This window comes from Mesorhizobium sp. ES1-6, from assembly GCF_020164775.1.
In the GTDB taxonomy this organism is placed as follows: domain Bacteria; phylum Pseudomonadota; class Alphaproteobacteria; order Rhizobiales; family Rhizobiaceae; genus Mesorhizobium.
Genome location: NZ_JAIUGU010000007.1, coordinates 125,546 through 148,732 on the forward strand (window position 1 = coordinate 125,546; position 23,187 = coordinate 148,732).

Sequence of the window (23,187 nt, forward strand, 5' to 3'; positions counted from 1 at the left end):
CTTTATCGACACGCGGATGCGGGTAGAGTGCGGCGGAATTGCAATCAACCTGTTCGGAGCTGATGCTCGCACGCCTGTTCGTGATCTTCGGTGGCCTGTTCGTGCTGGTGCTGCTTGCGGCGCTGGTGGTGCCGTATTTTGTCGACTGGACCGGCTACCGCGCCGAGTTCGAGCGCGAGGCAAGCGCCATACTCGGCCGCAAGGTCACCGTGCAGGGCGACGCCACGGCAAGGCTGCTGCCGTTCCCCTCGGTGACTTTTTCCAACGTCGCTGTGGCTGGCGGTCCCGGCGGCCAGCCGGCCATGACCGTCGAGACGTTTTCGATGGACGCCGAACTCGCACCTTTCCTGCGCGGCGAGGTGCTGATCTTCGACATGCGGCTGGTGCGGCCGAGGGCGACCATAGACATCGCCGCCGACGGGACCGTCGACTGGGCGATGCGCCCGTCCTCGCCGTTCGACCCCGGCCAGGTCTCGATCGAGAAGCTGACGGTGACGGAAGGGCAGATCGAACTGCGCCATGCCGCCGGCGGCCGCAGCCATATCTTTTCCGAGATCAACTCGACCATTTCGGCCAAGTCGCTGGCCGGCCCATGGCGCATGGACGGCACGCTGCGCCTCGACGGATTGCGCACCAATGTCACGGCGTCGACCGGCAAGGCCGAGCCCTCCGGGCAGTTGCGGCTGCGGCTGAAGGCCGACCCCGATGCCTATCCGCTGGTCATCGAGACCGACGGCAATGCCGGCATCGTCAACGGCGCGGCCGTCTATTCCGGCCAGTTCAAGATTTCGGGTGCGGACAAGGATAGTACGGGCCAAAATTCAGCCGAGCTGCGCGGCACGGATGGCGAGACGGTGAAGGTCAGCGCCGGCAAGCCCGATCCGGGCTTCCGGCTGAACGGCAAGTTCTCGCTCGACCACCAGAAGCTTGGCGTCGATGAATTCCGTTTCGAGACCGGTCCGCTCGACAATCCCTACACCGCCGACGGCAAGGCCTCGGTCGATCTCGGCCAGAAGCCGAGTTTTGCCATCGAGGCCAATGGCGCGCAGGTGCAGTTCGACGAGGCGGTGGGCGCCCAGGCTGGTGCCGGCCTGACGCTCGACCAGCGCATCGCGGGGCTGGAACAGGCGCTGCTCGACCTGCCGAAGCCGACCATTCCCGGCACGGTCGAGGTCAAGCTGCCGGCGGTGGTGGCCGGCGACACCACGGTGCGTGATGTCCATCTTTCCGCCGAGCCGGTCGATGACGGCTGGTTGGTGAAATCGCTCGCCGCGACATTGCCCGGCCGCACCAAGCTGGAAGCCGACGGCAAGGTCATGCTCAACGTGCAGAGCCATTTCGGCTTCACCGGCTCGTTGCTGCTGGCGGTGGCGCAACCTTCAGGTTTCGCGGCGTGGCTGTCGAAGGATGTCGACGAGGCGATCCGCCGTCTGCCCGCCGCCGGCTTCAAGGCCAAGGTGGACCTTTCAGCCAACCATCAGTCCTTCAGCGATCTCGAATTGATCCTCGGCAAGGCGAAGTTTTCCGGCCGCATCGATTCCAGCCAGCCCGACGACGCTAGGCCCTCGGTGCTGATGCGGCTCGAGGGCGGCGATCTCGATGTCGACGGGCTGGCGGCCTTCGCCTCGATCTTCGTCAGCGACAAGGGCGCCAATCGCTTCGCCGACCGCGACCTCGATTTCCAGATCAAGGCCGGGCCGGTCAGCGCCGGCGGCTTGACCGCCGACACGGTCGATACCGCGCTCAGGCTGCGGGATGGGCTGCTCGAAATCGACCGGCTGTCGGTCGGGGGACTGGCTGGCGCCTCGATCAGCGCCACCGGCCGGATCAAGGATTTCCCGGCGAGCCCGACCGGCAAGCTCGACGCCTCGGTGGTCGCCGTCGACCTGAAACCGCTGATCGATGTCGCGGCACGGCATTATCCTGACAATGCCGTGCTGAAGGGGCTAGCAGGCCGCGCCGCCGCTTATCCCGACCTTTTCCAGGATGCGCGCATCGACCTCGTGGCCAGTGCCGCCGACAATGGCGACGGCACCACGGGCCTGGCGGCGAGCGGGCAAGGCAAGGCCGGCGGCTCGGCCTTTTCCGCCTCGTTGTCGGGGAAGGGCGTTGTGGACAAGCTAGCCGACGCCCCGGTTACACTGACTTTCAATGCCAAAAACCCGGACGCCACCGCCTTGCTGGCGCTCTACGGTCTGCCGGCGCTGCCACTCGGCATGCTGGGGGAGGCAAGCACCGACATCCAGGCCAAGGGCACGTTTGGCGGCGGCCTGACGACAAGCTTCAGCCTTGCCGGCAACGACTTCAAGGCCGGCTTCGAGGGAACGCTCGCCGACACGCCACAAGGTCCGATGGCCAAGGGCAAGGTCAACCTCGACGCCTCCGACATCGAGCCATGGCTGATGACGACGGGCATCGGCCTGCCCGGCATGGGGGCGGGCATGTCGACATCGCTGGCCGCGCAGGCCGATTACGGCAACGGCCTGCTGGTGCTCTCCGGGCTCAGTGGCGCCATCAACGAGGCGGCCGTGTCCGGCGACATCAATCTCGATGTGAAGCCGGGCGTGGACGGCAAGGACGGCGTGCCGCATCTGGCCGGCGCGCTGGCGCTCGACGAACTCGACCTCGATCCGATGGCGGTGGCGCTGTTTGGCGATTCCGCTTTTCTCCTGGACAAGAAAGGGGCCGACAAGAGCGACAATGCCGACAAGAGTGACAGGCCCGGCGTATGGCCGTCGGCGCCGTTCAGCCAGAAGTCCAGCCTGCCGTTCACCGCCGATCTCGACCTGACCACGGCGTCGCTGGCCGCCGGCCCGTTCGCCACCGCCTATGACGCGGCCTTCTCGCTCAAACTCGACCCGGAAGGCATTCGAGTGGCCGATCTCAAGGCCAAGTTCCTCGGCGGGGCGCTGACCGGCCTGTTCGAGTTGAAGAACAATGAGGGCACGGGGCTTTTCACGGGGCAGATGAAACTGGCGGGCGCCGATCTGGCGGACGTGTTGCCGGATGCGGGCATCGGCGGCACTGGCGATTTTTCGACGACGCTGTCGACCAGCGGCAAGTCGGTCGACGCAATGGTCGCCGCCCTGTCGGGATCCGGCACGGCGACGCTGAAGGGTTTGCAAATCGCCGGCGTCAATCCCGATGCCTTCAGCGCCTTCCTCGCCAAGGCGGATGCGATCGGCCGCGATATCGACGCCGCCAAGACCGCCGGCTTCGCGCCCGGCATCGCCGCCGACGGCAGCTTTAAGGCAAAGGACGCCGAGGTCGCCTTCACGATTGCCGGTGGCACGCTCAGGGCGCCGCCGATCAGCCTTGAAAATCCGGCGGCGACCTTGTCGGCCGACATCACGGCCGACCTCAACGCCAGCACGGTTTTGGCCAAGGGCGCGGTCACCTATCGGCCCGGCGACGAAGCGCTGGTCGGCTCCGAACCGGCCGTGAATTTCACCGCCGAGGGGCCGTTCGGCGCCGTCAAACGACAGTTCGACAGCGAGCCACTGGCGCAGTTCCTGACCCAGCGCGCGCTGGAAAAAGAACAGCAGCGCGTCGAGGCGATGCAGGCCGCGCTGCTCGAGAAACAACGGTTGCGGCGCGAGGTACGCTACTACGCGGCACTTCAGGATGCCCGCGACAAGGCCGCTGAGGAACTGCGCCAACGGGAGGAAGCGGCGCGCCTGCAAGCCGAGGCCGACGCCAAGGCGAAGGCGGAAGCCGACGCTCGGGCACAGGCCGAAGCGGAGGCTAAAGCAAAGGCCGAGGCGGAAGCAAAGGCCAAGGCGGACGCGGACGCGAAGGCTAAGGCCGATGCCGAGGCCAAGGCCGCGGCGGAACAGCAGGCAGCCGACGAGGCGGCCAAGGCGCAGGCCGAGCAGGAGCGCCAGAAGGCGGAGGAGGCGATGCGCATCGCCTCCCAGGAAAAGGCCAGGCTCGAAGCCGAGCGCAAGGCGGCGCAGCAGGCGCCCAAGGCCGAGCCTGCGCCGGCCAACGACAATCCGGCTCCGGCCAAGCCGAAAGCCAATCCCTTCACGGTCGACAATCTGTTGAAGTCGCTGCAGTAGCTGGCCCTACAAGGACAGCCTTTCCGGTTTCGGGCGCCCGCGCACGCAATCTTGGAACGCTGCCATGCCAAGCCGGCTAAGTACAGTCTCAGGAATGATTGGTCTGTGGCAAGTAAAAATACTCATATAGAAGAGTTCATGTCGATTTAAAACCGAGAGTATTGGGAGTACTCTATAGCTTGCTGGCCGCGCCGAAGTGCGCGGTGGGGAAGGCAGGGGGTGGGGTGGAAAATGAGAAATCATCAGACAAACAAAGGGCTTACGGTCAATGCAGTGGCTGGATCTCACGTCGTCATTCTCGGCCTGAACATTACCGATGCGATGCGTCAAGGTCTTCGCGGTTTTGGCATCAAGCGTGCCGACAAGTCGGAAGGCGAATCTTACTGGATGTCCGGCGCGAAGGTTTTTGAAAGCGTTGAGCCTCATCCGGCCGCGGGAGGACAATACTCCAGTTTGTTTCATCCGTTCCAGAGCTTCCAATGGGCGGACTACAGCGCCAAGCCCGCTCACAACTACGTCTACACGATCGTCGCGATGTATGGTGACCCGGGAGCACTTGAGCAGCGTGTTTCAGTCGATGTCGAAGTCACCACCGAGCCGATCGTCGGAGCCAAGCACACGATCAACTTCAATCGCGGTTCACCCGCAACGCAGGAATATGCCCGTCGTTTTCAAAATAAGATGCCAAAGGATGTCGGGCCGGCTGCCTATGACTGGCTTTCGCGCGGGCTTATCGAGAGTATCATCGCGTTCATTCAACGCGCCACGGGTAACGGCTTTGCCCTGAGAGGAGCCTTCTACGAATTCCAATGGCCGACAGTGCTCAACGAACTGCGAGCGGCAAAGGCCCGCGGTGTCGACGTCTCCGTGGTCTTCGATGATATCGACAACGCGACGGGACCACACACGAAAAACGAAACCGCGATTGGCGCCAGCAAGATAAAATCGATCACCGTGCCTCGCACCAAAGGCACTTTGATGCACAACAAGTTCCTGGTGCTGACGGAGAATGGGGTATCCCAGGCCGTGCTGTTCGGTTCGACAAATCTTACCGAAAACGGCCTGTTCGGACACGCGAACTGCACACATGTCACCGAGAACAAGGACATCGCGGACAAGTACCTCGCCTTCTACGAAAAGCTCAGAACCGACCCGGAGACCTCCAGCGGCAGCTCCTACAAAACCTGGACGATCGACCAGACGCCGGCTCCGGCGACGACCTTCGTGGAAGGGATGGCGCCGGTCTTTTCCCCTCGCGCAAATCTCGACGCGATGGATTGGTACGGAGAGCTCGCCGGGAGCGCCAAGGATGCGCTTTTCATGACGTTCGCATTCGGCATGAACGAGACCTTTCGCGATGTCTACGGAAAGGACGACGCCGTGCTACGCTTCGGCCTCATGGAAAAGGGGTGGAACGGCAAAAACAAGGAAGCCCAGATTGCGGCCATCCGCAAGCTTCAGGCGCGAACCAACGTTGTCGTGGCCATCGGCAATCGGATCACGCTCAACAATTTCGACCAGTGGCTGAAAGAGCTGGATCGCATCACCAATCCCGTCAACGTTCACTGGATTCACCTGAAATTCATGCTGGTCGACCCCTTGTCGGACGAACCTGTCGTGGTGACCGGCTCGGCCAATTTCAGCGAGGCGAGCACAAAAACCAACGACGAGAATATGCTCGTCATCAAGGGCGATACCCGGGTCGCCGACATCTATCTGGGAGAGTATATGCGGCTCTATTCCCACTACGCTTTCCGCGAGGCTGTCCAGATATTCCTGCAGAAAAATCCGGACGCCAAGCCCGAGGATATGAAGCAGGGCTTCCTGATCGAAAAGGAAGACTGGACCACTTCCTATTTCGATCCTCAGGACAGGAGCGCTCGCATGGCTAGGCGATTGTATTTCGCGGGCTGAGCATACGTTCGGCAGGCCTGCAGCGGGACGCCGAGGCGTCAGTCGTGGCCCTCGTCGAGCAGGCGCCGCAGCATGGGTTCGATGCGTGAGAGTTCGTCGAGATGCGCGACCGACAGTTCGGCCAGGCAATCGTCGGCGCGCCCGGTCAGCCGCAGCAGCACGCGGCGGTGATCGTCCTTGTCCTGATCGCGCACGACCAGTCCTGCCTCGCCGAGTCGGTTGACCAGTTCGACGGCGCTGTGGTGGCGGATGCGCAGGCGCTCCGCCAGGTCGCCAACCGTCACCGGCCCGCCACCTGGAAAACCCTTGATCGCCAGCAGCGCCTGGTGCTGGCGCGGGGTCAGGCCGGCGTCCTCGGCCTGCACCTGGCTGAATTCGAGGAAGCGGCGGATCAGGTAGCGGAATTCCGACAGCCGCTCGTAGTCGGATTGCCGGATGGCGGAGCGGGGGGTCCTGGGCTGTAGTGTCTTGGGCTGTAGTGTCTTGGGCGGCTGCGTCATGTCGCAGATGTCTTCGTTTTCCGGTGAAAGCTCAAACGAAATTTCGAACGAAACCGGCTTGAACATATATATCGTGTTACGATACATGGCCGACCGACAGCCGGCTGGTCACTTCGACCGTGCCGCAAAAACCAGACACGGCCGCCGCCAGGAAGCAAAGCCACCATGAAGACCCACAATTCCAATCCCGGTCATCTCAGGGATTTCACCACGGACGCCAGAGTGCTGCTCGTCGCCGCGATAGCGGTGGTGGTGGCGACCGCGGGGCTGTTTGCCGGCATCGCGCTTCTGAAGCTGATACGGCTGGCCACCAACATCGCCTATTTCGGCCAGTTCTCGCTTGCCGAGCTGAAGCTGCAGGATACGCCGCTCGGGCTCGCCGCCGTCGTCGTTCCGGTCATCGGCGCACTGATCATCGGCCTGATGGCTAGATATGGCAGCGAGAAGATCCGCGGCCACGGCATTCCCGAAGCCATCGAGGCGATCCTGCTCGGGCGCTCCAGGCTCGACGCCAAGGTGGCGATCCTGAAGCCGCTGTCGTCGGCGATCTCGATCGGCTCCGGCGGGCCGTTCGGCGCCGAGGGTCCGATCATCATGACCGGCGGCGCCATCGGCTCGCTGATCGCGCAGATGCTGCCGGTCAGCGACAACGAGCGCAAGACGCTGCTGGTGGCGGGTGCGGCGGCGGGCATGACCACCGTGTTCGGCACGCCGGTCGCCGCCATCATGCTGGCCGTCGAACTGCTTTTGTTCGAATGGACGCCGCGCAGCTTCATCCCTGTCGCGGTGGCGGCCATCGTGGCGGAGGTGGAGCGCACGATGCTGCACATGCCGGGGCCGATCTTTCCGTTCCAGGGCAGCATGGCGATTTCCTTCCTCGGTCTTGGCGGCTGGGTGCTGGTCGGCATTTGCGCGGGTCTTTTGTCCGGGCTGCTGACGCAGATGGTCTATGCCTGCGAGGACGGCTTCCAGAAGCTGCCGATCCACTGGATGTGGTGGCCGATGCTCGGCGGCCTTGCGGTCGGCATAGGCGGCCTGATCGACCCTCGGGCGCTCGGCGTCGGCTATGACAACATCGCCGACATGCTGGACGGCCGCACGATCGCCACCGCGGCGCTGCTGCTTTTGGTGGTCAAGGCTGTCATCTGGTCGGTGGCGCTCGGTTCGGGAACCTCGGGCGGCGTGCTCGCGCCACTTCTGATCATGGGCGGCGCAATGGGCGCGGTGCTTGCCGGGGTCATGCCGGCGGCGGACCCGGGCTTCTGGGCGCTGCTGGCCATGGCCGCCACCATGGGGGGCACGATGCGCGCGCCGCTGACGGCCACTTTCTTCGCCGTCGAGCTGACCGGCAACACGCATGTGCTGGTGCCGCTTATCGCGGCCTGTGCCGCGGCGCACGCGGTCACCGTGCTGTTGATGAAGCGTTCGATCCTGACCGAGAAGATCGCCAGGCGAGGGCACCACCTTGTGCGCGAATATCGCGTCGACCCCTTCGCGCTGACCAGGGTTCGAGAGGTGATGACGTCGCATGTCGAGAGCGTGCCGGCGACGATGACGCTGCATGGGGCGGCCGCCTTCCTGACCGCACCGGAAACCCGGCATCCGAGCTTTCCCGTGATCGACGAAAACAGGCAGGTGCTCGGCCTCATCGATCCGCCGGCGATCCTGCGCTGGCGCCGTGCCGGCAAGCACAGGACGACGACGCTCGGCGAACTGCTTAATGGCAGCAAGGTGACGCTCGCCTATCCAGACGAATATCTGGAAGGGCTGTCGGACAAATTGTTGACGGCCAATGTATCGCACCTGCCTGTCGTCACTCGCGCAGACCAGCAACTGATCGGCTATGTCGGGTGGAAGGATCTTATGCGGGTGCGCTCGCGCAAGCAGGCCGAGGAGCGCGAACGCTCGACCTTGCTTGGCTTCGGCAGCAGACGCCGGAAAGAGGAAGGCGAGGTTTCTTCTTAAACCTCGCCGGCGGCGCCGCGCTTTGCCCACTCCAGGACACGCAGCCTGAGCGCCGAGGACAGGTTGGTGTCGCGGGGCCGCGTTTCGTCGACTTCGGCGACCAGGGAGGCGAGCGTCAGCTTCCTTGCCGCCGCCATCGCGACGAGATCGTCATGGAAAGGCTTTTCGAGGGAATAGCTGGTGCGATGGCCGCGAATGGTCACCGAGCGTTTTTCGACGGCGCTCATTGACCGTCACTGGGCTCGCTCGTTTCGCCGGACTTTTCGCGGTGATGCCCCGCGACGAACCTTGCGCTCTTGTCGGCGATCAGGCGGTCGCGTTGCTTTTCGGCCTTGGTGCGGCCGTGCAAGGCGCGATTCTCACTGGCCGTCTGTTCCTTGTCGGCCCGCGCCTTCTGCTTGCGGGCCTGACGAAGGTTGACGATGTCGGCCATCCCAAGCCTATTTCTTGCGGAAGGCGTCGAGCGAAACCACTTCGGCGCCCTTGGTGCCGGCATCGGCGGCGGTGGGCTTCTTTTCCGGTTCTGCGGCGGCGGCCTTCTTGTCCGCCTTCGGCTTCTTCTCGGAGACGATGGTCAGCGGTTCGGGCGCCGGTGCGGCCGGTTCCTCTTCGGGCTGCGCATCGGTCTTGACGTCGAATTCGAGCTCGAAATTGACCGAAGGATCATAGAAACCGCGCACGGCCGAGAACGGGATCTCGAGTTTCTCCGGCACGTCGGAGAAGGAGAGGCCGACCTCGAAGCCGGTGTCGGTGACCTTCAGATCCCAATACTGGAACTGGATGACAATGGTCATCTGCTCGGGATAGCGCTCGCGCAGCCGCGACGAGACGCGCACGCCGGGCGCGCCGGTCAGGAAGGTGATGAAGAAATGATGGTTGCCGGGGAGGCCGGTGCGCGCGACCTCGGCCAGGACCTTGCGCATGACGCCGCGCAACGCCTCCTGGGCCAGAATGTCGTAGCGGATGTGGTCGTCGGCCATGAGGTGGTCGGGTTCCGTTGAATCGTCCGCATAGCTGTAATCAAGCTTGAGGGCGGCGTAAACCTGATATAGATCGCCGCCGCGCCGAAGCCAGGACTATTGCAAATGATTTGATCGGCAAGGCGGCTTCGCCGCAACCGCAAATGTTATGCGTTAGCCAGCGCAGTGTGTCTTTTGACGCTGGTCGGGGAAGGGCGCTTGCCGAAAGCGCGCAGGAAGGTGCGCACGCCTGATGTCGCCGACTGCACCACTTCATCCTCGCTCGGCGTGCCGCCGAGCATGAAGGTGGTCTGCAATTCGGCATTGACGAGGCCGAGGAACTGGCGCGCCGCCACGTCGGGATCGTCGATCGTGAGATGGCCGCCATAGGCGAGGCGGGCGAAACGGGCGGCTATTGCCGGCCATGTCCTGCCAGGCCCCTGTTCGCGCCACTCGGCAAACAGCTCCGGATAGCGCTCACCCTCGGTCTGGATCAGCTTGCGCAGGAATTTTCCGTCGCGGTTGCAGATGCAGTTCTGGTTCAGCCGAACCGCAAAAGCGATCAGGTCGGCCTCGAGATCCCCAGGCTGGTCGGGAAAGGTGGCGATGGTGGCGAAAATGCCGGCGTTGCAGCGCTCGGTCAGGTCGCGCACCACGGCGATGAACAGCTTTTCCTTGTCGCCATGGTGGTTATAGACGGTCTGGCGCGAAACGCCGGCCTCGGCCGCGATCAGGTCGATATTGGCGCCGGCGAAACCCTCGCGGCAGAACACGCCGGCGGCGGCGTCGACGATCGACATGCGCTTGGCCTCGTGGCCGCGTGGCGGAAAAGTGTCAGGAGAAACGCCCGGTCTCATGGAAATCTATATAGAGGTGATTGACGATTTGGACAAGAGTGTCTAAATTTGTGGACACGATATAAGGGGTTTCACTCCAAAGGGACGAATAAATTCGCTCCAGGAGTCGGAACTCCACGGGATGGAACGTCCTGGGGTCAGACGTCGCCTGGCGGCGGCAACCAGATTCGAAAGAAGCCAATATCATGAGTCCCAAATTCCTCCGCATCGCGGTCGTGCTCGGCCTGTTGTCCGCCATCGGCCCGTTCGCAATCGACATGTATCTGCCCGCGCTGCCGTCGATCGGCACCGATCTGCATGCCGGCACCGCCGCCGTGCAGATGAGCCTTTTGATCTTCTTCCTGTCGATGGGTTTCGGCCAGATCGTCGTCGGGCCGATCTCCGACATGGTCGGCCGCAAGCTGCCGCTCTATGGCGGCCTGGCGCTGTTCATGGTCGGCGGCATCGGCTCGGCAATGGCGCCGACCATCGAGTGGCTGATCGCCTTCCGCTTCCTGCAGGGGCTTGGCGCCAGTGCCGGCATGGCCATTCCGCGCGCCATCGTGCGCGACCTGCACACCGGCAACGAGGCCGCCAGGCTGATGTCGCTCTTGATGCTGGTGTTCTCGGTGTCGCCGATCCTGGCGCCGCTGACCGGCAGCCAGATCATCGAGAATTTCGGCTGGCGCGCCGTGTTCTGGACGGTGACGGGTGCCGCGGTGCTTGCCACCATCCTGCTCGCGACGGCGCTCAAGGAGACGCGGCCTGCGGAAGAGCGCGTCGGGTCCTCCTTCGGCACCGCGCTTGCCGGCTACCGCTTCCTGATGGGCGACCGCAACTTCCTTGGCCTGGTGTCGATCGCCGGCTTCGGCATTGCGAGCTTCTTTGTCTATCTGTCGAGTTCGTCCTTCATCCTGATCGACCATTACGGGCTGTCGCCTTCGGTCTACAGCGTGTTCTTCTCGATCAACGCGGTCGCCTTCATCGGCATGTCGCAGTTGACCGGCCTGCTTTCGGAACGCTTCGGGCTGAAGCGCGTGGTGTGGGTGGCGGTGACCGGCTATGCCACGACGATGGTGGCGCTGTTCGCGATCATGGCTTCCGGTGTCGACAGGCTCGATGTGATGGCGGCGCTGCTGTTCGTCGGCTACGGCTTCCTTGGCCTCGTTATCCCGACCACGTCGGTGCTGGCGATGGAAGAGCATGGCGAGATCGCCGGCACGGCGTCGGCGCTGATGGGCACGCTGCACTTTGCCATCGGCGCGCTCGCCATGGGCGTTGCGGGCGTGTTCTTCGACGGCACGCCGTTGCCGATGGTCGCCGGCATCACCCTGTGCGCGGTGATTTCGTTCGCGCTGGCGAAGGTCACCCTGGGCCGCTCGCGGGACGCGGTCGAAGCGCCGGCGGAATAGGCACAGCTCACTGAAGCGGGAAAGGCCGGGTCGATCCCGGCCTTTTTTGTGCAGGGCATCCGGCACAAACTGCTGTCCGGCTGACGCGCTCAGCGAAGTTCCTGGGCGAGGCCGATGAGAAGCCCGCCAGGCCCACGGATATAGCAGAGCCGATACACGTCCTGGTATTCGACCACTTCGCCCACGAGCTGCGCGCCGCGCGTGCGAAGCCTTTCAAGCGTAGCGTCGATGTCGTCCACGGTGAACATGACGCGCAGGTAGCCCAAGGCGTTGACAGGGGCATTCCGGTGATCCTCGACGACAGTCGGCTTGAGGAAGCGGGAGAGCTCCAGCCGGCTATGGCCGTCCGGCGTGCGCATCATGGCGATCTCGACATGCTGATCGCCCAGTCCGGTGACACGCCCGGCCCATTCTCCTTCGACCGTGGCCCGCCCTTCGAGTTCGAGGCCGAGTTCGCGAAAGAAATCAATCGTCGCCGCGAGGTCCTCGACGACGATTCCCACGTTGTCCATTCGCTTGAGCGCCATATTTCCGATCTCCAAGGGGTGTCGTTTCAGTCTACAAGGCATCGCCTGGTCCAACAACGCACAGGAAAGGGCCGGATTTCTCCGACCTCTTTATGTCCGCGACGTCGGCGGCAATCCAGCAGCGTCGAGGAGGAAGCGTATACGTTCCTCGACTGGGGCAAGCGGCAAGGTCACCAGTTCATAGCCCAGTTCCGTGTAGACGCCGACCAGCGCGTGATAGGTGCGCTCGGCCTCGTCGAGCGTTTGCTTGCGTTCTTGGTCCTGCGCGAAGATTTCCGGCCAGGGCGGGGCAATGAAGACGCGGCGCGCATAGCGGATTTTCTCCGCCGCGTTGACGGCATGATCGGGCACCGGCAGGCCGCAAAGCCTGAGGTAGCCGAGCGTGTCGGCCACGCCGCGATCGAAAAAGACAGGCCCTTCCTGTTCGCTCGCATTCCGATACGAGCGCATCTCCCAAGACAGCATCAGTTCGGCGAACAATGCGCGATCGCTCCAGGGCAGGGCGGTTCCACCGATGGCGGATTGGTCTCGGATGATGCCGCGTCTCGCCTCGACGGATGTCGCAAAGCCTGCTCGACGCAAGGCTTCGATCAAAGTCGTCTTGCCGGAACCCGGACCGCCGGTCAGCACGAAGAATCGATGGGAATCGTTTTGCATCTCTTGTCCATGGGGCAGAATGCGCGACGGTTTCGCGGCCAAGCGGCCATGCGAAGCCGGCCGGTGCGAGCCTGCCGTTGTGTGATGATATCGAGAGGGGAGAAGTGGAGGTTTCTGTTGCCAGGTACCTCCGAACCCCGCCTAGAAGTGCGAACCCCTAGGGCTTGATTTGAAGCTATCGCACTGCATTAAGCAGCGAGACGTGCTTCCGCATAGTTGTCGTTGGCAACTATAAGTTTAGCCCGATGACGGTGGTACAATGCCGGGCAAAAGTACGATCTTTACACCTTCGTCGATCCTATTTCGCCCCCATCAAAAACCGCTCTGTCCTCGACAGCGGCTTTTGGTGGAGGCGCCGGGTACCGCCCCCGGGTCCGAACGGCTTATTTCATCGCCCATTTATCGCCATAGTCGGTCAAGCCGACAAAACGAATATAGGGGGTGGCGGCGAGAATTGAAAGACCGCAATGAGGCTTTGTGCCTGTGTCAAATCGCGACGGCATGGGTTGACTTGGGCGCGGTCTCAACCGAAGCTTTGCGGCGGTGAGGAGTTACCGACCTAGCGCACAAATTGCGAAGCGCGCCACAGCCCTCATCTATCGGATCGGTGGCGCCGACGAGGGGAATTTTTGATGGCCGACTATCTTGCGGATGTGAAGAAGTATGACGGCGCGGCAAGCGCCGACGTGGTCGAAAAGATCGTCAAGCATCTGGGCATTGCGCTCAGGAACCGCGACTCCTCGCTGGTGTCCTGCACGGACCCGAAGGAGCTCGAGCGCGTCAAGGAGAGCTGGGTGGCCAAGAAGCTCGGCGTCAGCGACGGGGCGAAGGCCGATGCGGCGATCGAGAAGACCTGCAAGGCGATGGCCGCGGATCACAGCAAGGGCCGCGTGACCTTCTACTATCTGGTGGCCAAGGATCTGGGCAAGCTCGCTTCCCTGTGACGCTCGCGCATCAGTTTGCGAAGGCTGGTACGGCAGAATAGCCGCTCCAGCTTTTATTTTCGCTTTGTCGGGGTTTGCACCGCCCCTCACCTGGCTGCCGGCACTCGTCATTCGAAAAGCCAAGCAGTTGGCTTTTCGTCCGCTACGCGGACCATTCCTCAACTCCCCGTATAGTGACGGGAGAGGGGATCTGCCATCGATGATTTCGCCAATGACTAACGTTGCAAAAAGGGCGCCAGCGTAGCGGCCAGCTTCTTTCTCTCCGTCACTATACGGGGAGAAATGCCCGGCAGGGCAATGAGGGGCAGCGCAGACGCTGGAAAGAGTGGTGGGGCAAGCGTCGCTTTGTACCGTTTTGCTGTGTTCGGCCGCCGGTCTGGCGCTATAATGCCCAAACACTCGAATCGAGCCGGAACCGATGCGCCAGTACCTCGACCTCTTGCAGCATGTGTTGGAAAACGGCGCCGATCGCGGCGACCGCACCGGCACCGGCACGCGCTCCGTGTTCGGCTACCAGATGCGCTTCGACCTGGCGCGTGGCTTCCCCGTCACCACCACCAAGAAGCTGCATCTGAAGTCGATCATCCATGAGTTGCTGTGGTTCCTGGCCGGCGACACCAATATCAAATATCTGAGCGACAACGGCGTTACGATCTGGGACGAATGGGCCGACGAGAATGGCGACCTCGGCCCGGTCTATGGCAAGCAATGGCGCTCCTGGCCGGACGGTCACGGCGGATCGATCGATCAGATTGCCAATCTTCTCAAGGAGATACGCCGCAATCCTCAGTCGCGGCGGCTGATCGTCTCGGCCTGGAATCCCGCCGAGGTGGAAGCCATGGCGCTGCCGCCCTGCCACTGCCTGTTCCAGTTCTACGTCTCGGAGGGCCGGCTTTCCTGCCAGCTCTACCAGCGCTCCGCCGATATCTTCCTCGGCGTGCCGTTCAACATCGCGTCCTATGCGCTGCTGACGCTGATGGTGGCGCGGGTGACCGGGCTGAAGCCGGGTGATTTCGTCCACACGCTCGGCGACGCCCATCTCTACTCGAACCATTTCGAGCAGGCGCGCGAACAGTTGCAGCGCACGCCGAGGGCGCTGCCGACGATGTGGATCAATCCTGACGTGAAAGACCTGTTCGCTTTCCGCTTCGAGGATTTCCGCCTGGAAAACTACGTCGCCGACGCCTCGATCAAGGCGCCCATCGCGGTCTGAGCCGCGGCTTTCTCAGTCGATGCCGACCATCACGTCCGAGGCCTTGACCACAGCATAGGCCTGCTTGCCCTTTTCGAGCTCGAGATCGGCGACGGCCTCGTTGGTGATCGAGGCGGTGACGATGGTGCCGCCACCGATGTCGATCCGGACATGCGAGGTGGTGGCTCCCTTGACGATTTCGGTGATCGTCCCCTTGAGGACGTTGCGGGCGCTGATCTTCATTGGCGTTCCTTTCGCGGTCTGTTCCGCGGTCGTCTTATCAGAACAATCGCGCCGCGCCACCCACAAGACCAGATGGAGTTTCGGCGGGGCGGGCCTTCCCTTGTTATATCCATGCGGATATATCGGTCGACAGGCTTCGAGCCGATCGGATTTTTGAACCCAGGGAGAGTTTTCAATGACGCGCATAGGTTTCGGGTTGAGGGCGATCGCGATTGGCGGTTTTGCAGCGACATTCATGGCCACGGTGCCGGCAGCGCACGCGGAGGACAAGGTGGTGGTGTTTGCCGCAGCCAGCCTCAAGGATGCGCTCGACGCGGTCAACAAGGCTTGCGAGGCCGATGTCGGCGAGGCCGCGACCGTTTCCTATGCCGCGAGTTCGGCATTGGCCAAGCAGATCGAGGGCGGCGCACCGGCCGACGTCTTCATCTCGGCCGATCTCGACTGGATGAAATATCTCTCCGACAAGAAGCTGACCAAGCACGACACCGAAGTGAAGCTGCTCGGCAACGAGATCGTGCTGGTGGCGCCGAAGGACTCGACGGTCGAAACCAAGATCGAGAAGGGTTTTGACCTCGCCAAGCTGGTTGGTGACGGCAAGCTCGCCATGGGCGACTTCAAGGCGGTGCCGGCCGGCAAATACGGCAAGGCTGCACTCGAATCACTCGGCGTCTGGTCCTCGGTCGAGGCCAAGGTTGCGCAGGCCGAGAATGTGCGTGCGGCGCTGAAACTGGTGTCGACGGGCGAGGCCGCCCTCGGCATCGTCTATGCCACCGATGCGCATGCCGAAAAGGGCGTCAAGGTGGTCGGCACCTTTCCCGAGGATTCACATCCGCCGATCATCTATCCGGTTGCCCAGACCGCCGATTCGAAGGACAAGGAAACGCCGGCCTTCCTGAAATGCCTGCAGTCCGCCAAGGCCGGCACGCTCTTCAAGGAACAGGGTTTTACCGTGCTCACGCCGAGCAACTGAGTTCGAAAGGCCCTGATACCGCACGATGAACTGGCTGCTGGACCTCACTCCCGACGAATGGAATGCGGTCCGGCTGTCCATCAAGGTGGCGACGGTGGCGATGCTCGCCAGCCTGCCGCCGGGCATAGCGATCGCACTGCTGCTTGCCCGGGGGAAATTCTGGGGCAAGACACTGCTCAACGGGCTGGTGCACCTGCCTCTGATCCTGCCGCCCGTGGTGACCGGTTATCTCCTGCTTCTGGCTTTCGGTAAACGCGGTCCGGCCGGCGCCTTCCTGGCCGACCATTTCGGCATCGTCTTCTCGTTTCGCTGGACGGGCGCGGCGCTCGCCTGCGGCGTCATGGGCTTTCCCCTGATGGTGCGGGCGATCCGGCTGTCGATCGAGGCGGTCGACCGCAAGATGGAGGCGGCGGCGGGCACGCTCGGCGCCAACCCTTTGTGGGTGTTCGGCACCATCACGCTGCCGCTGATCCTGCCCGGGCTGATTGCCGGCGCCATCCTGTCGTTCGCCAAGGCGATGGGCGAGTTCGGCGCGACCATCACTTTTGTCTCCAACATCCCCGGCGAGACGCAGACTCTGCCGTCGGCGATCTACACCTTTACCCAGGTGCCGGGCGGCGATGACGGGGCGCTGCGGCTGACGCTGATTTCCATCGTCATCTCGATGGCGGCACTGGTCGCCTCGGAAGTGCTGGCGCGGCGCGTCGGGCGGCGGATGGACATCGAATGAGCGTGCTTGTCGACATCAGCCACCGGCTTGACGATTTCGCCATAGACGCTCGTTTCGAGAGCGCCGGCCGGCTGACGGCGCTGTTTGGACCCTCGGGCTCCGGCAAGACGACGCTGATCAATATGATCGCCGGGCTGATCCGGCCGGAAAAGGGCCGCATCGAGGTCGATGGCCGCGTGCTGGTCGACACCGGTGCCGGCATTTTCGTACCAAGGCACAAGCGCCGTATCGGCATGGTGTTCCAGGACGCACGCCTGTTTCCGCATATGAGCGTGATGAGCAATCTGCGCTACGGCCGCTGGTTCACGCCGGCGGCGGAACGCTACGCGGATGTGGACGCTGTCGTCGAACTGCTCGGCATCGGCCTGTTGCTCGGACGACGACCGGCGAAGCTGTCGGGCGGCGAGAAACAGCGGGTGGCGATCGGCCGGGCGCTGCTTGCGAGCCCAAGGCTGCTGCTCATGGACGAGCCGTTGGCCTCGCTCGACGAAGCGCGCAAGGCCGAGATCCTGCCCTATATCGAGCGGCTGCGCGACGAGACGAAGATCCCGATCGTCTATGTCAGCCATTCGGTTGCCGAGGTGGCCCGGCTGGCGAGCGACGTGGTGATGCTGGCGCGGGGCAAGGTCACGGCCAGCGGTCCGACCGAGGCTGTCATGCAAAGGCTTGACCTGCTGCCGGCCGAGGAGCGCGGCGAGGGTGGGTCGGTGCTGGACACCAAGGTGCTGCGTCACGACGAGGCTTTCGGCATGACCGTGCTCGGCTCGGCCGCCGGCGAGATCCGCGTGCCGCGCCTTGAAATGAGGCCCGGGGCTTCGGTGCGTATCCGCATTCGCGCCCGCGACGTGATGATCGCCACGGAGAAACCGACGGGCCTCAGCGCCCTCAACATCCTGCCCGGCACGATTGTCGCGATCAGCCCGGGCGAGGGGCCGACGGTCGAGGTCGGCATCGACTGCAATGGCGCAACCGTGCTCGCCCGCATCACCGAACAGTCGCGGCAGGCGCTGAAGCTGCGGCTCGGCGGCAAGGTTTTCGCGGTGGTCAAGACTGTGAGCTTCGACCGCGCCAACACCGGCGCCGGCTTGCCGCTCGGGGCCGACGGCTGACAGGGGCAGCGATCGGCGCTATATTGTTTTGGAATAACGGTTGCCGAGACTGAAGCGACCGTGGAGGACCATAAATGCCATCGCTGAGCCTGCGGATAAATCTCGATCCGGACGGACGGATAGGTCCTGGCAAGATCGAGCTCCTGGAGCACATCGCCACCTTCGGCTCGATCTCGGCCGCCGCGCGCGGCATGGAGATGTCCTACAAGCACGCCTGGGACCTGGTCGAGGACATGAACCGGGTGTTCGGCAAGCCGCTGGTGGCGGCGCAGACCGGCGGCCGCAAGGGCGGCGGCGCGCAACTGACGACGGTCGGCCTGGCCGTGGTCAGCCGTTTTCGCGCCATCGAACGCGCGGCGAGCGCGGCGGCGGCGACGCATATGGATGCACTGCAGGCCGAGATCGAGGCGGGGTAGAGTAGAGGGAGTGGTCAGTAGTCAGTAGGGAATTAGGCGGCCTCACTACTCACTACTCACTACTCTTGCTTTCGCAGCAAATACGTATCCATTATCCAGCCCTTCTCCTTGCGGGCTTCCTCGCGGCGCTTTTTGATCTCTTCACCGACATCGCCGAGGCGGCCGGAAATGATGATTTCATCCGGCGTGCCGAGATAGGCGCCCCATTGGATGAAAAGATCCTGGTCGGGAAGCGTGTTGAAGGCGCATTTGCCGTCGAGCATGACGATGGCGCTGCCGGCATTCTCCGGCATGCCTTCCTCGGCCAGGCGGCGGCCGGTGGTGACCAGCACGGAATCGCCGATGCGGTTCAGTGCCGTCTTGTGGCTGGCGGCCAGGGCCTGGATGGCTGTTATGCCGGGAATGACTTCGAGGTCGAAGGCGACATTGCCCCTCAGGCGAACCCGCTCCAGGATGCGCAGGGCGCTGTCGTAAAGCGAGGGATCGCCCCAGATCAGGAAAGCGCCGCAGCCATCCCCGGCAATTTCGTCGCCGATCAGGCCCTCGTAGATGGCCGCGATGGCTTCGTGCCAATCGTCGACGGTCGAGCGATAGGAAGACGTTGGCTCGGCGCGCACCGGCACGTCGAACTCGACGCGGCGTGAGGCCGGATTGGTGACGAAGCGGTCGCAGATCTCGCGGCGCAGGTCGGCAAGGTCATTCTTCCTGGCGCCTTTGTCCGGAATAAACAGGACGTCCGCCCTGTTTAGGCCTGTTATGGCCTGCACGGTCATGTGGTCGGGGTTGCCGGCGCCGATGCCGATGACGAGAAGCTTGCGCATGCGGCGCACTCCTGCCCGATCGCAACCTGTTAGTCCAGACCGCGTGCGTGTCAGACCGCGTGCGTGTCCAGACCGCGTGTCAGACCTGAGGACTGTCGTGGAAGGGCTTTGAAACGCCACATTGAAACAGCTAGGGTCATCCAGGCATTCCAGCCGAGGGGGGCTCCGATGTTGCGACATGGTTTGATTTTGGCGTTGGCGCTTTCGGCCGCGCCTGCCCTGGCCAACGACTCGATCGCAGAGCTAGGCACCGGCGGCCTGATCCTGTCGCGCAGCGATGCCGTGGCGATGCAAAGCGAGGACCTCTTCATCTCGCCTGAAAAAGTGACGGTCGACTACGTCTTCCACAACAACACCGACAAGGATGTCGAGGCGATCGTCGCCTTCCCGATGCCCGACATTTCGGGCGACCCCGAAGGGATGCTGGCGATCCCTGAAGACCAAAGCGATAATTTCCTGGGTTTCGAGGTGACCATCGACGGCGCGCCGGCAAAGCCGCAGCTCGAGCAGAAGGTGTTCGCGCTCGGCATCGACATCAGCGCCGACCTCAAGGCGCAGAGTGTGCCGCTCAACCCGTTCAGCGACGCGGCCAAGGCGGCGTTGGCGAAGCTGCCGCAAGCGGTGGCCGACGACTGGGTCGGCCGCGGCATCATCATCGAGGATCCGGGAGCCGATAGTGGCGGCCAGAAACAGGCTTATGCGCCGTTTTGGCAGTTGCGCTCGACCTATTGGTGGCGCTCGACCTTTCCGGCCAACAAGGACGTTCACGTCTCGCACCGCTACAAGCCCAGCGTCGGCGGCACCTCATCGGTCAGTTTTTTCAATGACGGCCAGTTCCAGGGCTCATACGCCGCCTACAAGACCCGCTATTGCATGGACGGCACCTTCGAGAACGCGGTGCGCAAGGCGGCGAAGGACAATCCGGACGGATATCCCAAATTCTACGAAAGCCGCATCGCCTATATCCTGACCACCGGCGGCAACTGGGCGACGGGCAGCATCGGCAAATTCAAGTTGACCGTCGACAAGGGCAATCCGAAGGCGCTGGTCTCGTTCTGCGGCGACAATGTCAGGAAGGTCGGGCCGACAAGTTTCGAGATGACGGCGGACGACTTTTATCCGGACAACGACATCGACATCCTGATCCTCAATCCTTCGGACAGCAACACAGGGGATGCCAATTGATGGATGTCGCGATCTATGTCGCCATCGCCGAGAACGGCGTGATCGGGCGCGATGGCGGGTTGCCGTGGCGGCTCTCCACCGATCTCAAGCGCTTCAAGGCCGACACGATGGGCAAGCCCATCATCATGGGCCGCAAGACCTATGAAGGCATTGGCCGGCCGCTGCCGGGCCGGTTGAACATTGTCGTCACCCGCGACAAGGCCTGGCGCGCCGAGGGCGTCGAGGTGGCGCACACGCTGGAAGCGGCGATCCAGCTGGCAACGGTGCGGGGACGCTGCATGAGCGGCATCGACGAAGTCTGCGTCATCGGCGGCGGCGAGATCTATGCGCAGGCGCTGCCGCTCGCCGACCGTCTGCACGTCACCCATGTCCTTGCCGCCGTGGACGGCGACGCGCATTTCCCGCCGATCGATCCTGATAAATGGCGCGTGGTTAGTTCGCAGGAGATTCCGTCCGGCGAAAAGGACAGCCATGCGACGCGCTACACGGTTTACGAGCGTCGTCGCGAGACGGTTTGAAGACAAAAAGGGCATTGAAGGACGACAAAGGGTCGCTACCGGCCCAAAACGGATGAAGTCTTCGGCGCATCGCGTTGAAAGCGCGCCGTGGCGTCCCTATAGAAGAACGACACTGGATTTGCGCCGTAACTCCGGCGCTTGAGGGAATTCCAAGCGAAAGGACATTCATGCCCTGGAACGACAAAGGTGGCGGAGGCGGCGGCCCATGGGGCGGCGGCGGTAACAATCAGGGACCCTGGGGGCAGGGGCCAAAGGGACCGAGCGGCCCGCAGGGGTCGCCTCCCGACCTCGAAGACATCATCCGCCGCGGCCAGGATCGGCTGAGGCGCGCGCTGCCCGGCGGCGGTGGCGCCAGTCCGGCCGTCTTCGGCCTGATCGCGGCGGCGCTGGTCGTGCTCTGGGCGTTCCAGGCGGTCTATACCGTGCAGCCTGACGAGGTCGCTGTCGAACTGCGCTTCGGCAAACCGAAGGCCGAACTTTCCCAACCAGGCCTGCATTTCCACTGGTGGCCGCTCGAGACCGTCGAGACCGCCAAGATCTCCGAGCAGCTCGTCGACATCGGCGGCGGCAACACCAGCGGTAACGGCCTGATGCTGTCGGGCGACCAGAACATCGTCAATGTGCAGTTTTCGGTGGCCTACCAGGTCTCCGACCCGCGCGCCTACCTGTTCGACGTCTCCGATCCGGACGGCATGCTGCGGCAGGTTGCCGAGAGCGCCATGCGCGAAGCCGTCGGCCGCCGGCCGGCGCAGGATATTTTCCGCGACGACCGCCAGGGCATCGCGGCCTCGGTGCGCGAGATCATCCAGAATACGCTCGACGGCTACAAGGCCGGCCTGCAGGTCAACGCGATCTCGATCGAGGACGCCGCGCCGCCACGCGAGGTGGCCGATGCGTTCGACGAGGTGCAGCGCGCCGAGCAGGACGAGGACAAGTTCGTCGAGCAGGCCAACCAGTATTCCAACCAGAAGCTCGGCCAGGCGCGCGGCGAGGCCGCACAGGTCCGCGAAGACGCGGCCGCCTACAAGAACAGGGTCGTGCAGGAAGCCGAGGGTGAGGCGCAGCGCTTCATCTCGGTCTATGACGAATACGCCAAGGCGCCCGACGTGACGCGCAAGCGGCTTTATCTGGAAACCATGGAGAAGGTTCTGAAGGACTCCGGCAAGGTCATCGTCGAGCAGGGCAACGGGCAAGGGGTCGTTCCCTATCTGCCGCTGCCGGCATTGCAGCAGAAGCCGCCGGCTCCGGCGGCACTTGGTGCGACCACGGGAGGTAACCAGTGATGGGTAACCGTCTTCCCGTATTCGTCGTCATCGCGGCGGTCATCCTGTTCCTCATCTATTCGTCGGTCTTCGTGGTCAACGCGCGCCAGCAGGCGCTGGTGCTGCGCTTCGGCGAGATCGTCGACGTCAAGACCGAGCCCGGCATCTACTTCAAGGCGCCGTTCTCGTTCTTCGACGCCGATACGGTGCAACTGATCGAGAACCGCGTGCTGCGCTTCGACCTCGACAACATCCGTGTCCAGGTCTCGGGCGGCAAGTTCTACGAGGTCGATGCCTTCATCGCCTACCGGATCTCGGATCCGCGTGTGTTCCGCGCCGCGGTGTCCGGCCAGATCGAACTGGCAGAGGCGCGGCTCAGGACCCGTCTCGACGCAGCGCTCCGCCGCGTCTACGGCCTGCGCGACTTCGAGGCCGCGCTCTCCGAAGAGCGCGCGGTGATGATGCGCGAAGTGCGCGATCAACTGCGCCCCGACGCAACCTCGCTCGGCCTGCAGATCGAGGATGTCCGCATCCGCCGCACCGATCTCACGGCCGAGGTCTCGCAGCAGACCTTCGACCGCATGAAGGCCGAACGTCTGGCCGAAGCCGAAAGGCTGAGGGCGCGCGGCAACGAGGCGGCGCAGCGCATCCGCGCCCGCGCCGACCGCGAAGTCGTCGAGATCATCGCCGAGGCGCAGAAGGAGTCCGAGATCCTGCGCGGTGAGGGCGAAGCCCAGCGAAGCGCCACCTTCGCCGACGCCTACAAGCGGGATCCCGCCTTCTTCGACTTCTACCGGTCGATGAATGCCTATGGCACCGCGCTGGACAATACCGGGACGACGATGGTGCTGTCGCCAAGTTCGGAGTTCTTCCGCTACTTCCGCGACCCCGATGGCAAGGATGGGCCGGCGAAAGCGCCGGCACCCGCCGCGCCGGCGGCACAACCAAGCACCGGCCAGTAACGGC

Annotated in this window: 23 protein-coding genes and 1 other RNA gene; 14 read left to right on the forward strand and 10 right to left on the reverse strand. The window is 63.6% G+C overall.

Annotated elements, in window-relative coordinates; translation table 11 throughout:
- Positions 1 to 62: 62 nt before the first annotated feature.
- Together LB564_RS18875 and LB564_RS18880 are read left to right on the forward strand one after the other, a co-directional pair.
- Positions 63 to 4,061, forward strand: coding sequence for an AsmA-like C-terminal region-containing protein (locus LB564_RS18875; protein WP_224539988.1), 3,999 nt, complete (start codon positions 63 to 65; stop codon positions 4,059 to 4,061).
- A gap of 231 nt (positions 4,062 to 4,292) precedes the next feature.
- Complete coding sequence (locus LB564_RS18880; RefSeq protein WP_224539990.1) at positions 4,293 to 5,975, forward strand: phospholipase D-like domain-containing protein; 1,683 nt, start codon at positions 4,293 to 4,295, stop codon at positions 5,973 to 5,975.
- 38 nt (positions 5,976 to 6,013) lie between these two features.
- Here LB564_RS18880 and LB564_RS18885 read toward each other — a convergent pair whose 3' ends face one another.
- Complete coding sequence (locus LB564_RS18885) at positions 6,014 to 6,475, reverse strand: MarR family winged helix-turn-helix transcriptional regulator (protein ID WP_224539992.1); 462 nt, start codon at positions 6,473 to 6,475, stop codon at positions 6,014 to 6,016.
- Between the two features lie 165 nt (positions 6,476 to 6,640).
- Here LB564_RS18885 and LB564_RS18890 point away from each other — a divergent pair, with 165 nt between their 5' ends.
- A complete protein-coding gene (locus LB564_RS18890; protein WP_224539994.1) occupies positions 6,641 to 8,440 on the forward strand; it encodes a chloride channel protein in 1,800 nt (599 codons plus the stop codon).
- Here the strand turns inward: LB564_RS18890 and LB564_RS18895 are convergent.
- The 4 genes from LB564_RS18895 to LB564_RS18910 form a co-directional block, all read right to left on the reverse strand.
- Positions 8,437 to 8,667, reverse strand: a complete 231-nt coding sequence (locus tag LB564_RS18895) for a ribbon-helix-helix domain-containing protein (RefSeq protein WP_224539996.1) — start codon at positions 8,665 to 8,667, stop codon at positions 8,437 to 8,439. The two genes, LB564_RS18890 and LB564_RS18895, sit on opposite strands and share 4 nt — an antisense overlap.
- Entirely contained in the window at positions 8,664 to 8,873 is a 210-nt protein-coding gene (locus LB564_RS18900) for a DUF4169 family protein (RefSeq protein ID WP_224539998.1), read from the reverse strand. The genes LB564_RS18895 and LB564_RS18900 overlap by 4 nt, the downstream gene beginning before the upstream one ends.
- 7 nt (positions 8,874 to 8,880) lie before the next feature.
- Complete coding sequence (locus LB564_RS18905) at positions 8,881 to 9,420, reverse strand: SspB family protein (RefSeq protein WP_140701858.1); 540 nt, start codon at positions 9,418 to 9,420, stop codon at positions 8,881 to 8,883.
- 146 nt (positions 9,421 to 9,566) lie between these two features.
- Entirely contained in the window at positions 9,567 to 10,256 is a 690-nt protein-coding gene (locus LB564_RS18910) for a TetR/AcrR family transcriptional regulator (protein ID WP_224540000.1), read from the reverse strand.
- 185 nt (positions 10,257 to 10,441) lie between these two features.
- On the opposite strand from LB564_RS18910, the gene LB564_RS18915 reads away from it, so the two are divergent.
- Positions 10,442 to 11,647, forward strand: a complete 1,206-nt coding sequence (locus LB564_RS18915; RefSeq protein ID WP_224540002.1) for a multidrug effflux MFS transporter — start codon at positions 10,442 to 10,444, stop codon at positions 11,645 to 11,647.
- Between the two features lie 89 nt (positions 11,648 to 11,736).
- On the opposite strand, the gene LB564_RS18920 is transcribed toward LB564_RS18915, so the two are convergent.
- From LB564_RS18920 to ssrA, 3 genes are all read right to left on the reverse strand, one after another.
- A complete protein-coding gene (locus LB564_RS18920) occupies positions 11,737 to 12,174 on the reverse strand; it encodes a VOC family protein (RefSeq protein ID WP_224540004.1) in 438 nt (145 codons plus the stop codon).
- A gap of 90 nt (positions 12,175 to 12,264) precedes the next feature.
- Complete coding sequence (locus LB564_RS18925; RefSeq protein WP_224540006.1) at positions 12,265 to 12,831, reverse strand: AAA family ATPase; 567 nt, start codon at positions 12,829 to 12,831, stop codon at positions 12,265 to 12,267.
- A 103-nt stretch (positions 12,832 to 12,934) separates the two neighbouring features.
- Positions 12,935 to 13,295, reverse strand: a transfer-messenger RNA (tmRNA) gene (ssrA, locus tag LB564_RS18930).
- A gap of 168 nt (positions 13,296 to 13,463) precedes the next feature.
- On the opposite strand from ssrA, the gene LB564_RS18935 reads away from it, so the two are divergent.
- Together LB564_RS18935 and LB564_RS18940 are read left to right on the forward strand one after the other, a co-directional pair.
- Entirely contained in the window at positions 13,464 to 13,775 is a 312-nt protein-coding gene (locus tag LB564_RS18935) for a DUF2853 family protein (protein WP_140701853.1), read from the forward strand.
- A 418-nt stretch (positions 13,776 to 14,193) separates the two neighbouring features.
- Complete coding sequence (locus LB564_RS18940) at positions 14,194 to 14,988, forward strand: thymidylate synthase (RefSeq protein WP_224540008.1); 795 nt, start codon at positions 14,194 to 14,196, stop codon at positions 14,986 to 14,988.
- A gap of 12 nt (positions 14,989 to 15,000) precedes the next feature.
- On the opposite strand, the gene LB564_RS18945 is transcribed toward LB564_RS18940, so the two are convergent.
- Positions 15,001 to 15,210, reverse strand: coding sequence for a molybdopterin-binding protein (locus tag LB564_RS18945; RefSeq protein ID WP_224540011.1), 210 nt, complete (start codon positions 15,208 to 15,210; stop codon positions 15,001 to 15,003).
- A 175-nt stretch (positions 15,211 to 15,385) separates the two neighbouring features.
- Between LB564_RS18945 and modA the strand changes: the two genes are divergently transcribed.
- The 4 genes from modA to LB564_RS18965 all read left to right on the forward strand — a co-directional run bounded on the left by modA (position 15,386) and on the right by LB564_RS18965 (position 18,435).
- Positions 15,386 to 16,180 carry a molybdate ABC transporter substrate-binding protein gene (gene modA, locus LB564_RS18950; protein WP_224540013.1) on the forward strand — a complete coding sequence of 265 codons (795 nt, stop codon included), beginning with the start codon at positions 15,386 to 15,388 and terminating at the stop codon, positions 16,178 to 16,180.
- 25 nt (positions 16,181 to 16,205) lie between these two features.
- Positions 16,206 to 16,910, forward strand: coding sequence for a molybdate ABC transporter permease subunit (gene modB, locus LB564_RS18955; protein ID WP_140701849.1), 705 nt, complete (start codon positions 16,206 to 16,208; stop codon positions 16,908 to 16,910).
- Complete coding sequence (gene modC, locus LB564_RS18960) at positions 16,907 to 18,019, forward strand: molybdenum ABC transporter ATP-binding protein (RefSeq protein ID WP_224540015.1); 1,113 nt, start codon at positions 16,907 to 16,909, stop codon at positions 18,017 to 18,019. Before modB ends, modC begins: the two co-directional genes overlap by 4 nt.
- A gap of 74 nt (positions 18,020 to 18,093) precedes the next feature.
- Positions 18,094 to 18,435, forward strand: coding sequence for a winged helix-turn-helix domain-containing protein (locus tag LB564_RS18965; protein WP_140701847.1), 342 nt, complete (start codon positions 18,094 to 18,096; stop codon positions 18,433 to 18,435).
- Between the two features lie 59 nt (positions 18,436 to 18,494).
- Here LB564_RS18965 and cobF read toward each other — a convergent pair whose 3' ends face one another.
- A complete protein-coding gene (cobF, locus tag LB564_RS18970; RefSeq protein WP_224540016.1) occupies positions 18,495 to 19,256 on the reverse strand; it encodes a precorrin-6A synthase (deacetylating) in 762 nt (253 codons plus the stop codon).
- A 168-nt stretch (positions 19,257 to 19,424) separates the two neighbouring features.
- Between cobF and LB564_RS18975 the strand changes: the two genes are divergently transcribed.
- From LB564_RS18975 to hflC, 4 genes are all read left to right on the forward strand, one after another.
- On the forward strand, positions 19,425 to 20,441 hold the full coding sequence (locus LB564_RS18975; protein WP_224540018.1) for a DUF4424 domain-containing protein: 1,017 nt from the start codon (positions 19,425 to 19,427) through the stop codon (positions 20,439 to 20,441).
- On the forward strand, positions 20,441 to 20,959 hold the full coding sequence (locus LB564_RS18980) for a dihydrofolate reductase (RefSeq protein WP_140701844.1): 519 nt from the start codon (positions 20,441 to 20,443) through the stop codon (positions 20,957 to 20,959). Before LB564_RS18975 ends, LB564_RS18980 begins: the two co-directional genes overlap by 1 nt.
- Before the next feature lie 167 nt (positions 20,960 to 21,126).
- Positions 21,127 to 22,242, forward strand: coding sequence for an FtsH protease activity modulator HflK (hflK, locus tag LB564_RS18985; protein WP_224540020.1), 1,116 nt, complete (start codon positions 21,127 to 21,129; stop codon positions 22,240 to 22,242).
- Positions 22,242 to 23,183, forward strand: a complete 942-nt coding sequence (gene hflC, locus LB564_RS18990; RefSeq protein ID WP_224540022.1) for a protease modulator HflC — start codon at positions 22,242 to 22,244, stop codon at positions 23,181 to 23,183. Before hflK ends, hflC begins: the two co-directional genes overlap by 1 nt.
- The last annotated feature ends 4 nt before the right edge of the window (positions 23,184 to 23,187 follow it).